Genomic DNA, 12,334 nt, shown 5'->3' with positions numbered 1-12,334 from the left:
CTCCTTTACAGAATTGTCCGCCTTGCGCTCCCTGGTACATGCACCAGGCTTAATAGTCTACGAGGTAATTATCCCCGATCGTGAGAAATTCGCCTCATCCAATGCAACAACGCGGAGGAAACATGAGTAAGAAGATTGCCGTTTTAATCACTGATGAATTTGAGGATTCAGAATTCACTTCACCCGCAGACGAGTTCCGTAAAGCCGGACACGAAGTGATTACCATTGAAAAACAAGCGGGTAAAACGGTGAAAGGCAAAAAAGGAGAAGCCAGCGTGACCATCGATAAATCCATCGATGAAGTGACACCCGCAGAGTTTGATGCCCTGCTGCTACCAGGCGGTCATTCACCGGATTATCTGCGTGGCGACAACCGTTTTGTCACCTTCACCCGTGATTTTGTGAATAGCGGCAAACCGGTTTTCGCCATCTGTCACGGCCCACAGCAGCTGATCAGCGCCGATGTGATTCGGGGACGCAAACTGACCGCCGTTAAACCGATCATTATTGATGTTAAAAACGCGGGCGCGGAATTTTACGATCAGGAAGTAGTGGTCGATAAAGATCAGCTGGTTACCAGCCGGACGCCGGACGATCTGCCAGCGTTTAACCGCGAGGCGTTACGCCTGCTCGGTGCCTGAGCCGCGTAGCCAGACCAGTTTTTTACCAAAGCCCAGCGTGTTGTCGGTGAATTTGATTTCATCGAGCCGGATTTCCCACACCGGGGCCGGCAGCATTCTGGCAACCGGAAAGCGACGATTGTACGCCTTGCGCGCAAGGTCGCTTTCCTCACCTTCCAGCCTGCGGATCTCGCCTTTAAACTGCACACCGCGAATTAACGCTACCGTTTTCGGCTGACCGTTTACCGTTCCGGCCACCGCCGCCTGCGGCCCGCTCATCTGCACATGACGCGTTTTTTCTTCCGTCAAAATGTAGAAGGCGACTTTCTGCGCATCAAAAAGATAAAAGGCATTGGCGCACCACAGTTCCCCTTCCTGCTGCACACACCAGGTGACAACATGTTGTTTTGCCAGCCAACGGCTGATGGCGGTGAGTGTTTCCATTGCTGTTCTCTTTTATACTGTGGGCCAGACCTTAACATGTGACGCAGACGATGACACCCTGGTTTCTTTACTTGATCCGTACCGCCGACAATAAGCTTTATACCGGGATCACCACGGATGTCGAACGCCGCTATCAGCAGCACCAAAGCGGCAAAGGGGCGAAAGCACTGCGCGGGAAAGGTGAACTAACGCTGGCGTTTTCCGCGCCAGTGGGCGATCGTTCGCTGGCGCTACGGGCAGAATATCGCGTTAAGCAACTGACAAAACGGCAAAAAGAGCGTCTGGTAGCGGAAGGCGCAGGGTTTGCAGAACTGTTGAGCAGCCTGCAAACCCCAAAGATTAAAAGCGATTGAAATGCTCGTGATACTCAACCAGACCGGTTACGCCATTCAGCGCGTCATCCGCTAAACGATGTACCTGGAAGGCGCTTTCAGTGCCCGGCCAGCGGCAACGCAGATCGTGATGCGCCGCCAGTTCAAAGCCAAAACGGCTGTACAGCGCCGGATCGCCCAGCGTCACCACTGCGGCATAGCCAAACTCATTAAGCGAATCGAGTCCTTCATAGACCAGTTGGCGTGCCAGCCCCTGTCCACGGTATTTTTCATCAACCGCCAACGGAGCCATGCCGACCCATTGCAGGTCTTCGCCCTGCACATCAACCGGACTAAATGCCACATAGCCAATGACCTGACCTTCGTCATCTGTCGCCACCAGCCCCAGCGTCAGAAAGCCATCTTCACGCAGATCGTGAACCAGCTTCGCTTCCGCATCGCTTTCGAATGAACGACGCAGCAGGGCATCAATACCCGGCGCATCAATGGGAATTTCTACTCGAATTAGCATGGTTCACCTACCGATGTCTGTTTGGTTTCAGGCGCGGTTTTCATTCCCGCCTCAACAAAATCCGCCAGTTGCAGCAGCATCATACGTAAGGCTTTCGGCATCTGCTCCAGTTCAATGGCGTCCATCAGGTTTTTCACATACAGCCCCAGCTCCGTATCGCCTTCAATCATCAGCCGACGCTGGAAGAAGAGCGTGTCTGGATCTTGTTTACGCGCCGCAATCATCAGCAGATCGCTGGCGTCGGCACTAAAACTCACATCAGCTTGCGCGTTCTGGCTGACCACCAGTTTGCCATTCACCACCGAGGTAAACCATTGCAGGTCAATATCACGCACATGAATACTTAACCAGCGGCCTTCAAGGAACTCCAGCTCGCCGTCGTCCAGCGCCTGACGGAATTGCCAGCTTAAGACCTGCTCAAGAACCTGGCGTTTAAGCGCAAATGGCGTCAGTTTTACCGGTACACTCAACAGAGATGGCCCCAAATGCACAATGCGGGAACGCAGTTTATCCAACACGAGTTTTACTCCCTGCTTCAACAATCATCCTATTTTGCCATATTGGAAAAATAACATAGCGGTATAAATCAACAATTCCATATGAAATTGCAGCTACCACCAATACAACTTTAACTGCCTTAAATCAAAAATTGTCGCAGCAGGGTTAACTAAAATCCCAGTTCGTTAACATTTTTGCGCTTTGACTGCGCAACCTTCAGGAAAAATTATGGAGCTGCTCTGCCCTGCCGGAAATCTCCCGGCGCTTAAGGCGGCCATCGAAAACGGCGCAGATGCTGTTTATATCGGGCTAAAAGATGATACTAATGCCCGCCACTTCGCCGGCCTTAACTTTACCGAGAAAAAATTGCAGGAAGCGGTGAGTTTTGTTCATCAACATCACCGCAAACTTCACATCGCAATTAACACTTTTGCGCATCCGGACGGTTACGCCCGTTGGCAGCGCGCCGTGGATATGGCGGCGCAGCTGGGTGCCGACGCGCTGATCCTCGCCGACCTCGCCATGCTGGAGTACGCCGCCGAGCGATACCCGCATATTGAGCGTCACGTATCGGTGCAGGCTTCGGCGACCAATGAAGAGGCGATTCACTTTTATCATCGCCATTTTGACGTTGCCCGCGTGGTGCTGCCGCGCGTGTTGTCGATTCATCAGGTAAAACAACTGGCGCGTGTTACCCCTGTACCGCTGGAAGTGTTCGCTTTCGGCAGCCTGTGCATTATGTCGGAAGGGCGTTGCTATCTGTCGTCGTATCTGACGGGGGAATCGCCCAACACCGTGGGCGCGTGTTCTCCGGCCCGCTTCGTGCGCTGGCAACAAACGCCGCAGGGGCTGGAATCCCGCCTGAACGAAGTGCTGATCGACCGTTATCAGGACGGCGAAAACGCAGGTTATCCGACGTTGTGTAAAGGGCGTTATCTGGTGGACGGCGAGCGTTATCACGCGCTGGAAGAACCAACCAGTCTCAATACCCTGGAACTGCTGCCGGAGTTAATGGCGGCGAATATTGCTTCGGTGAAAATTGAAGGCCGCCAGCGTAGCCCGGCGTATGTCAGCCAGGTGGCGAAAGTCTGGCGTCAGGCTATTGACCGTTGTAAGGCCGATCCGCAAAACTTCATACCGCAAAGCGCGTGGATGGAGACGCTCGGGTCGATGTCCGAAGGCACGCAGACCACCCTTGGCGCGTATCACCGTAAATGGCAGTGAGAAAAGCAATGAAATATTCCTTAGGGCCAGTGCTGTGGTACTGGCCAAAAGAGACGCTGGAAGAATTTTATCAGCAGGCCGCCGCCAGCAGCGCCGACGTGATTTATCTTGGTGAAGCGGTATGCAGCAAGCGCCGGGCAACTAAAGTTGGCGACTGGCTGGAGATGGCTAAATCGCTTGCCGGAAGTGGCAAGCAGATTGTGCTCTCCACGCTGGCGCTGGTGCAGGCATCCTCCGAACTGGGCGAACTGAAACGCTATGTTGAGAATGGTGAGTTTCTGATTGAAGCCAGCGATCTCGGCGTGGTGAATATGTGCGCTGAGCGCAAACTGCCGTTCGTCGCCGGGCACGCGCTGAACTGCTACAACGCGGTGACGCTGAAAATATTGCTCAAACAGGGCATGATGCGCTGGTGTATGCCGGTGGAACTTTCCCGCGACTGGCTGGTGAATCTGCTTAATCAATGCGATGAGCTGGGCATTCGCAACCAGTTTGAAGTGGAAGTCTTGAGCTACGGTTATCTGCCGCTGGCCTACTCCGCCCGCTGCTTTACCGCGCGTTCGGAAGACCGCCCGAAAGATGAGTGTGAAACCTGCTGCATTAAGTATCCGAACGGGCGCAACGTTCTGTCGCAGGAAAACCAACAAGTGTTTGTACTCAATGGCATTCAGACCATGAGCGGCTACGTTTACAACCTCGGTAACGAGCTGGCATCCATGCAGGGGCTGGTCGATGTGGTCCGCCTGTCACCGCAGGGGACTGACACTTTCGCTATGCTCGACGCCTTCCGCGCCAATGAAAATGGCGCTGCGCCACTGCCGTTGACGGCAAACAGCGACTGTAACGGCTACTGGCGGCGGCTGGCAGGACTGGAGCTGCAAGCCTAAGTAAATAGCTCACTTTGTTAACAACTTTAACTACTCTTTAATGCAGTATTAAAGATTAATCGGTAACAAAGTGAGCTGTTATGACTGATAAAACCATTGCGTTTTCGCTACTCGATTTGGCCCCCATTCCCGAAGGTTCTTCAGCGCGAGAAGCGTTCTCCCACTCTCTCGATCTCGCCCGTCTGGCTGAAAAGCGCGGCTATCATCGCTACTGGCTGGCGGAACACCACAATATGACCGGCATTGCCAGTGCTGCCACGTCGGTGTTGATTGGCTATCTGGCGGCGAATACCACCACGCTGCATCTGGGTTCCGGCGGCGTGATGTTGCCTAACCACTCACCGTTGGTGATTGCCGAACAGTTCGGCACGCTCAATACGCTCTATCCGGGGCGAATCGATTTGGGGCTGGGTCGTGCGCCGGGTAGTGACCAGCGAACCATGATGGCGCTACGTCGTCATATGAGCGGCGATATTGATAATTTCCCCCGCGATGTCGCAGAACTGGTGGACTGGTTTGACGCCCGCGATCCCAATCCGCATGTGCGCCCGGTACCGGGCTATGGTGAGAAAATCCCGGTGTGGTTGCTAGGCTCCAGCCTTTACAGTGCGCAACTGGCAGCGCAGCTTGGTCTGCCGTTCGCGTTTGCCTCACACTTCGCGCCGGATATGCTGTTCCAGGCGCTGCATCTTTATCGCAGCAACTTCAAACCATCGGCACGGCTGGAAAAACCGTACGCGATGGTGTGCATCAATATTATCGCTGCCGACAGCAACCGCGACGCTGAATTTCTGTTTACCTCGATGCAGCAAGCCTTTGTGAAGCTGCGCCGCGGCGAAACCGGGCAACTGCCGCCACCGATTCAAAATATGGATCAGTTCTGGTCGCCATCCGAGCAGTATGGCGTGCAGCAGGCGCTGAGTATGTCGCTGGTGGGCGATAAAACGAAAGTGCGTCATGGTTTGCAGTCGATCCTGCGCGAAACCGACGCCGATGAGATTATGGTTAACGGGCAGATTTTCGATCACCAGGCGCGGCTGCATTCGTTTGAGCTGGCGATGGATGTTAAGGAAGAGTTGTTGGGATAGTGTGTTTTAACGCGGGAAGCCTTATCCGAGCTGGCAACGCTGTCCTACGTAGGCCTGATAAGCGAAGCGCATCAGGCCTACGTAGGCAGGAGACATGTCGGATAAGGCACCGCTGATTACTGATACACCGGCAGTAAATTAAAGCTCGATAAAATATGGATCAGTGCGTTACCAACGCCAAACACCAGAATCAGCACGATCATCGGTTTGCCGCCCCAGACGCGGAATTTCGGGCTGCCAAAGCGTTTACGCGATGCGCGGGCCAACAGCGCCGGAACTATTGCCGCCCAGATGGTAGCCGCTAAACCAGCATAACCAATGGCGTACAGGAATCCGTTCGGGAACAGCAGGCCACCCACAACAGGCGGGGCAAAGGTCAGCAACGCTGTTTTCAAACGGCCCATAGCCGAGTCGTCGAAACCAAACAGATCTGCCAGATAGTCAAACAAACCCAACGTTACGCCAAGGAACGAACTCGCTACCGCAAAGTTTGAGAACACGACCAGCAGAAGGTCCAGACTACGGCTGTTCAGCACGCCGCTTAACGCCTGTACCAGCACATCAATATTGCCGCCCTTCTCGGCGATGCCGATAAACTCCGGACGAGGGATGTTGCCCATTGTCGCCAACAACCAGATGGTATACAGCGCCAGCGCCATCAGCGTACCGTACACCAGGCATTTCACGATGGTTTTCGGATCTTTGCCGTAATACTTCATCAGGCTTGGCACGTTACCGTGATAACCAAACGACGCCAGGCAGAACGGCAGGGTCATCAGCAAATACGGCGCATAAGATGCATTGCTTTCGGCGACGTTGAACAATGTCGCAGGCTGTACATGCCCCAGCAGGCTACCGAAGGTGAGGAAGAAGGTAATGACTTTCGCCCCCAGCACAATCGCCGTCATCCGGCTGACCGCTTTGGTGCTCAACCACACCACAAACGCCACCAACAGTGCAAAACCAAAACCCGCCGCGCGTGCCGGGACGTTCAGCGACATCTCCGCGAAGGTGTGATGCAGAATCGAACCACTGGCAGAAATATAGGCATAGGTCAGGATATAGAGCACAAAGGCAATGGAAATGCCGTTGACCACGTTCCAGCCTTTGCCCAGCAAATCTTTGGTGATGGTGTCAAAACTCGAACCGATCCGGTAATTCAGGTTAGCTTCCAGAATCATCAATCCGGAATGCAGCATGCAGAACCAGGTGAAGATCAGCGCCGCCATTGACCAGAAGAACCACGCACCGGACATGACCACTGGCAGAGAAAACATCCCTGCGCCAATAATGGTGCCGCCGATAATCACCACGCCGCCAAGCAGCGACGGTGACGTTTGGGTGGTGGTTAGTGTTGCCATGAGGGCTTCTCTCCAGTGAAAAATAGTGCGACTGCGTTGTTATGTATTGCACTGTACCAGTACACGAGTACAAAAGACAGAAAAAAAGCCCCGATTGTTAAAATCGGGGCTGTATATTTTACTTTACGGCAGAGTTCTGCAGGTCAGCGTGAATTACGCATCACCACCGAAACGACGGCGACCGGTAGAGTCATCACGACGCGGTGCGCGGCCTTCACGACGTTCGCCGCTAAAACGACGACCATCACCACGACCACCTTCACGGCGTTCACCGCTGAAGTTACGACCGCCTTCACGACCACCTTCACGACGCTCGCCACTGAAACCACGACCACCGCCACGACGCTCACCACCAGTATGCGGCTGTGCATCGCCCAGTAACTGCATGTTCATCGGCTTGTTGAGAATGCGAGTGCGCGTAAAGTGTTGCAGCACTTCACCCGGCATACCTTTCGGCAGTTCGATGGTGGAGTGAGAAGCAAACAGCTTGATGTTACCGATGTAACGGCTGCTGATGTCGCCTTCGTTAGCAATCGCGCCAACGATATGACGAACTTCAACACCATCATCACGGCCCACTTCAATGCGGTACAGCTGCATATCGCCAACGTCACGACGTTCACGACGCGGACGATCTTCACGGTCGCCACGCGGGCCACGATCGTTACGATCGCGCGGACCACGGTCATCACGGTCACGGAATTCACGTTTCGGACGCATCGGCGCATCTGGCGGAACAATCAGAGTACGTTCACCCTGTGCCATTTTCAGCAGTGCGGCGGCCAGAGTTTCGAGATCCAGTTCTTCACCTTCTGCAGTCGGCTGAATTTTGCTCAGCAGTGCGCGGTATTGATCCAGATCGCTGCTTTCCAGCTGCTGCTGTACTTTAGCGGCAAATTTTTCCAGACGGCGTTTGCCCAGCAGTTCTGCGTTCGGCAGTTCTACTTCCGGAATAGTCAGCTTCATAGTACGTTCAATGTTGCGCAGCAGACGACGCTCGCGGTTCTCAACGAACAGCAGCGCGCGGCCAGCACGACCCGCACGACCGGTACGACCGATACGGTGAACGTAAGACTCAGAATCCATCGGGATATCGTAGTTAACGACCAGGCTGATACGCTCAACGTCCAGGCCACGGGCCGCAACGTCGGTCGCAATCAGGATGTCCAGACGGCCATCTTTCAGACGTTCCAGTGTCTGCTCACGCAGCGCCTGGTTCATGTCACCATTCAGCGCGGCGCTGTTGTAGCCGTTACGCTCAAGAGCTTCAGCCACTTCCAGAGTCGCGTTTTTGGTACGAACGAAGATAATCGCCGCATCAAAATCTTCCGCTTCCAGGAAACGTACCAGTGCTTCGTTTTTACGCATACCCCAGACAGTCCAGTAGCTCTGGCTGATGTCAGGACGGGTAGTCACGCTGGACTGAATGCGCACTTCCTGCGGCTCTTTCATAAAGCGGCGGGTAATGCGGCGAATCGCTTCCGGCATGGTTGCAGAGAACAGAGCGGTCTGATGACCTTCCGGGATCTGCGCCATAATAGTTTCAACGTCTTCGATGAAGCCCATGCGCAGCATTTCGTCAGCTTCATCCAGAACCAGACCGCTCAGTTTAGAGAGGTCCAGAGTGCCACGTTTCAGGTGGTCCAGCAGACGGCCCGGAGTACCGACAACGATCTGCGGCCCCTGACGCAGGGCGCGTAATTGCACGTCATAACGCTGGCCGCCGTACAGGGCAACCACGTTTACGCCGCGCATGTGTTTAGAGAAATCCGTCATTGCTTCAGCAACCTGTACCGCCAGTTCGCGGGTCGGTGCCAGCACCAGAATCTGTGGTGCTTTCAGCTCAGGATCAAGATTCTGCAGCAGAGGTAAAGAGAATGCTGCAGTTTTTCCGCTCCCCGTCTGGGCCATACCCAGAACGTCGCGGCCATTCAGCAGATGTGGAATACACTCTGCCTGAATTGGAGATGGTTTTTCGTAACCCAGATCGTTAAGGGCTTCAAGGATAGGAGCCTTCAGGCCCAGATCTGCAAAAGTGGTTTCGAATTCAGCCATGTAGTACGTGTGCCTCAAAATTAATGGCGGCCAGTCTACATAACTCATCATGAAATTGATCAGCAATTTTCATTGAAAAGTGTGAACCGGCTCAAAGTAGGTGTATTAACGAACAACAACGCCCTCACCCGTTAAGGTGATGGCAATCAAAAAAGATTACGGGCTGATGTGTACGTCAGCTATTGCTGGTCCGATTCTGCCAGGTCATCTTGGTCCTGGCCCAGGAGCGATAATTCCAACAATGCGTATCGGTGCTCAACAAAGTTATGAACGTTGTTGGCAACCGCCAGTTTGAACAGTGCCGTGGCGCTGTCCAAATCCCCCAGACTTAGGTAGTACTTACCTAAATAGAAGTTGGTTTCACTGAGATGCTCAGCGAGCGAGGTGTTATCCGTTGCGTCCGCCTTGAGCCTTTCCATTAACGTTTGTTCGCTAATGTTGCCCAGGTAGAACTCGACAATGTTCCATCCCCACTGTTCCTTATCCGATTTTTCGAAGTGCTGTTTCAACACTTCTTTAGCCTGCTTCTCATCGAGCTTCTGCTCGGCGAGATAAAGCCACAGACTACGGAAAGGATCATTGGGATCGTCTTGATAAAACGCCAGCAGATCATCTTGCGCTAACTTGTCACGACCGCCGTAATATAATGCGATCCCGCGATTCAAGTGCGCGTAGTTGTAAGTTGGATCAAGCTCAAGTACAGAATCAAACGCTTCATAGGCAGCATCAAAATTGCCTGCCTGCGTTAAATATATGCCTAAGTAATTGAATACTTCAGGCATATCCGGTCGGATTGCCAGCGCTTGCGAAAAATCGTTACGCGCTAATGCCCTCAGACCGAGACTATCATACAACACTCCGCGCTCATATAAAAGCTGTGCGCGTTCGTCATCGGTTAAAGCCCGACTGGCAAGGATTTGTTCCATACGTGCCAGAATCACTTCCTGCTGTAAAGTCGGTTGCAATGGTACCGCGAGGACTTCACTTTTACGCCAGGAAGTATTACTGCATCCTGCAAGCGTAAGTGCTGTCGCAACGAAACACCAGCGCAAAAAAGGCTTCATTTCCCACTCCCGAAGACCACGGTTGAATGAACGTCCTGTTCCCGGTTGCTAACAAGGCGTCCTGCCCGGTTAAAAGCCCCCCGCCGCAGCGGAGGGCAAATGGCAACCTTACTCGCCCTGTTCAGCAGCCGGAGCTTCCGGTGCTGCAGCAGGTTGAGACTGCTCAGTCGCTTCTTTAATGCTCAGACGGATACGGCCCTGGCGATCAACTTCCAGAACTTTCACCGGTACTTCCTGACCCATCTGCAGGTAATCGGTCACTTTCTCAACGCGTTTGTCAGCGATTTGAGAGATGTGTACCAGACCTTCTTTACCGCCGCCGATGGCAACAAATGCGCCAAAGTCAACGATACGGGTCACTTTACCATTGTAGACGCGGCCCACTTCGATTTCTGCAGTGATCTCTTCGATACGACGAATTGCGTGTTTCGCTTTCTCGCCGTCGGTCGCTGCGATCTTCACAGTACCGTCATCTTCAATTTCGATGGTGGTGCCGGTTTCTTCGGTCAGAGCACGGATTACAGAACCGCCTTTACCGATAACATCTTTGATCTTGTCCGGGTTGATCTTGATGGTATGGATACGCGGTGCGAACTCAGAGATATCGCCACGCGGCGCGTTGATCGCTTGTTCCATTACACCCAGGATGTGCAGACGCGCACCTTTAGCCTGGTTCAGCGCAACCTGCATGATCTCTTTGGTGATACCTTCAATTTTGATATCCATCTGCAATGCAGAGATACCGTCGCGGGAACCCGCAACTTTGAAGTCCATATCACCCAGGTGATCTTCGTCACCCAAAATGTCAGACAGTACAACGTAGTTGTCGCCTTCTTTCACCAGACCCATTGCGATACCCGCAACAGCGGCTTTGATCGGCACACCTGCGTCCATCAGCGCCAGAGACGCGCCGCACACGGAAGCCATAGAAGAGGAACCGTTGGATTCGGTGATTTCAGACACAACACGTACGGTGTACGGGAATTTGTCCATATCCGGCATTACTGCCAGCACGCCGCGCTTCGCCAGACGACCGTGGCCAATTTCACGACGCTTCGGAGAACCGACCATGCCGGTTTCGCCTACGGAGTACGGAGGGAAGTTGTAGTGGAACAGGAAGGTGTCAGTACGTTCGCCCATCAGTTCATCAAGAACTTGCGCGTCACGTGCAGTACCCAGCGTTGCGGTAACCAGTGCCTGCGTTTCACCACGGGTGAACAGCGCAGAACCGTGAGTACGCGGCAGCACGCCAGTACGCACATCCAGACCACGGATCATATCTTTTTCACGACCGTCGATACGCGGTTCGCCTGCCAGTACGCGGCTACGAACAACGTTTTTCTCGATAGCGTGCAGAATTTCACCCAGTTCGTTTTCGTCCAGGGTTTCGTCTTCAGCAAGCAGCGTCGCGATGGTTTCAGATTTGATGACATCAACCTGCGCATAACGCTCTTGTTTGTCGGTGATGCGGTAAGCATCGCTCAGACGAGCTTCAGCCAGTGCAGCAACGCGCGCGTTCAGCGCTTCGTTTACCGGCTCCGGCTGCCAGTCCCAACGCGGTTTACCGGCTTCTTTCACCAGTTCATTGATGTTCTGAATAACAACCTGCTGTTGTTCATGACCGAACACTACTGCGCCCAGCATCTGGTCTTCGCTCAGCAGTTCAGCTTCAGATTCAACCATCAGTACAGCGGCTTCAGTACCCGCAACAACCAGATCCAGTTTGCTCTCTTTCAGCTCGTCCTGAGTCGGGTTCAGTACGTACTGGTCATTGATGTAACCTACGCGGGCAGCACCAATCGGGCCATTGAACGGAATACCAGACAGAGACAGTGCTGCGGAAGCACCAATCATCGCGACGATATCCGGGTTAACCTGCGGGTTAACAGAAACCACGGTGGCGATAACCTGAACTTCGTTGACGAAGCCTTCCGGGAACAGCGGGCGAATCGGGCGGTCAATCAGACGCGCGATCAGGGTTTCGCCTTCGCTTGGGCGGCCTTCACGACGGAAGAAGCTACCCGGGATACGACCAGCTGCGTAGGTACGCTCCTGATAGTTAACGGTCAGAGGGAAGAAGTCCTGACCTGGTTTGGCTTTTTTCTGGCCGACAACGGTAACAAATACCGCGGTGTCATCCATGCTAACCATAACAGCGGCAGTGGCTTGACGCGCCATCATGCCGGTTTCCAGAGTCACGGTGTGTTGGCCGTACTGGAATTTACGAACGATCGGATTAAGCAATGTAAT

General features: G+C 53.6%; 13 protein-coding genes. 5 read left to right on the top strand and 8 right to left on the bottom strand.

The genetic code is table 11. The features are described from left to right. Window positions 1-122 precede the first annotated feature (122 nt). The gene (yhbO, locus tag D9741_RS00595; protein ID WP_130219219.1) at window positions 123-641 is read left to right on the top strand and encodes a protein/nucleic acid deglycase; all 519 of its coding nucleotides are present in this window, start codon (window positions 123-125) and stop codon (window positions 639-641) included. On the opposite strand, the gene D9741_RS00590 is transcribed toward yhbO, so the two are convergent. After that, the gene (locus tag D9741_RS00590; protein ID WP_130219217.1) at window positions 621-1,064 is read right to left on the bottom strand and encodes a YhbP family protein; all 444 of its coding nucleotides are present in this window, start codon (window positions 1,062-1,064) and stop codon (window positions 621-623) included. The two genes, yhbO and D9741_RS00590, sit on opposite strands and share 21 nt — an antisense overlap. Before the next feature lie 50 nt (window positions 1,065-1,114). Between D9741_RS00590 and yhbQ the strand changes: the two genes are divergently transcribed. Next, window positions 1,115-1,417, top strand: coding sequence for a DNA damage response exodeoxyribonuclease YhbQ (gene yhbQ / locus D9741_RS00585; RefSeq protein ID WP_000189315.1), 303 nt, complete (start codon window positions 1,115-1,117; stop codon window positions 1,415-1,417). Here the strand turns inward: yhbQ and D9741_RS00580 are convergent. Together D9741_RS00580 and D9741_RS00575 are read right to left on the bottom strand one after the other, a co-directional pair. Next, entirely contained in the window at window positions 1,404-1,907 is a 504-nt protein-coding gene (locus D9741_RS00580) for an N-acetyltransferase (RefSeq protein ID WP_000908554.1), read from the bottom strand. The two genes, yhbQ and D9741_RS00580, sit on opposite strands and share 14 nt — an antisense overlap. Next, window positions 1,901-2,425 (bottom strand): SCP2 domain-containing protein, encoded by a 525-nt coding sequence (locus tag D9741_RS00575; protein WP_046081285.1) that lies wholly within the window; start codon window positions 2,423-2,425, stop codon window positions 1,901-1,903. Before D9741_RS00575 ends, D9741_RS00580 begins: the two co-directional genes overlap by 7 nt. A 208-nt stretch (window positions 2,426-2,633) precedes the next feature. Here D9741_RS00575 and D9741_RS00570 point away from each other — a divergent pair, with 208 nt between their 5' ends. The 3 genes from D9741_RS00570 (at window position 2,634) to D9741_RS00560 (ending at window position 5,604) form a co-directional block, all read left to right on the top strand. Continuing rightward, a complete protein-coding gene (locus D9741_RS00570) occupies window positions 2,634-3,629 on the top strand; it encodes a peptidase U32 family protein (protein ID WP_130219215.1) in 996 nt (331 codons plus the stop codon). A gap of 8 nt (window positions 3,630-3,637) precedes the next feature. Beyond that, window positions 3,638-4,516 carry a U32 family peptidase gene (locus D9741_RS00565; RefSeq protein ID WP_130219213.1) on the top strand — a complete coding sequence of 293 codons (879 nt, stop codon included), beginning with the start codon at window positions 3,638-3,640 and terminating at the stop codon, window positions 4,514-4,516. An 80-nt stretch (window positions 4,517-4,596) separates the two neighbouring features. Beyond that, window positions 4,597-5,604, top strand: coding sequence for a luciferase-like monooxygenase (locus D9741_RS00560; protein WP_100007171.1), 1,008 nt, complete (start codon window positions 4,597-4,599; stop codon window positions 5,602-5,604). A gap of 116 nt (window positions 5,605-5,720) precedes the next feature. Here D9741_RS00560 and mtr read toward each other — a convergent pair whose 3' ends face one another. The 5 genes from mtr to pnp form a co-directional block, all read right to left on the bottom strand. Continuing rightward, complete coding sequence (gene mtr / locus D9741_RS00555) at window positions 5,721-6,965, bottom strand: tryptophan permease (protein WP_130204608.1); 1,245 nt, start codon at window positions 6,963-6,965, stop codon at window positions 5,721-5,723. Window positions 6,966-7,118: 153 nt separating this feature from the next. Then, window positions 7,119-9,020 carry an ATP-dependent RNA helicase DeaD gene (gene deaD / locus D9741_RS00550; RefSeq protein WP_130204606.1) on the bottom strand — a complete coding sequence of 634 codons (1,902 nt, stop codon included), beginning with the start codon at window positions 9,018-9,020 and terminating at the stop codon, window positions 7,119-7,121. Further along, window positions 9,013-9,093, bottom strand: a complete 81-nt coding sequence (gene yrbN, locus D9741_RS00545) for a protein YrbN (protein ID WP_010723222.1) — start codon at window positions 9,091-9,093, stop codon at window positions 9,013-9,015. Before yrbN ends, deaD begins: the two co-directional genes overlap by 8 nt. A gap of 106 nt (window positions 9,094-9,199) precedes the next feature. Further along, entirely contained in the window at window positions 9,200-10,084 is an 885-nt protein-coding gene (nlpI, locus tag D9741_RS00540; protein ID WP_000802080.1) for a lipoprotein NlpI, read from the bottom strand. A 108-nt stretch (window positions 10,085-10,192) separates the two neighbouring features. Then, window positions 10,193-12,328 carry a polyribonucleotide nucleotidyltransferase gene (pnp, locus tag D9741_RS00535; RefSeq protein WP_001298330.1) on the bottom strand — a complete coding sequence of 712 codons (2,136 nt, stop codon included), beginning with the start codon at window positions 12,326-12,328 and terminating at the stop codon, window positions 10,193-10,195. Window positions 12,329-12,334 lie beyond the last annotated feature (6 nt).

It is taken from the genome of Escherichia sp. E14V7, assembly GCF_004212225.1.
Taxonomy (GTDB): Bacteria; Pseudomonadota; Gammaproteobacteria; order Enterobacterales; family Enterobacteriaceae; genus Escherichia.
This window is presented reverse-complemented; position numbering and strand designations above follow the sequence as displayed.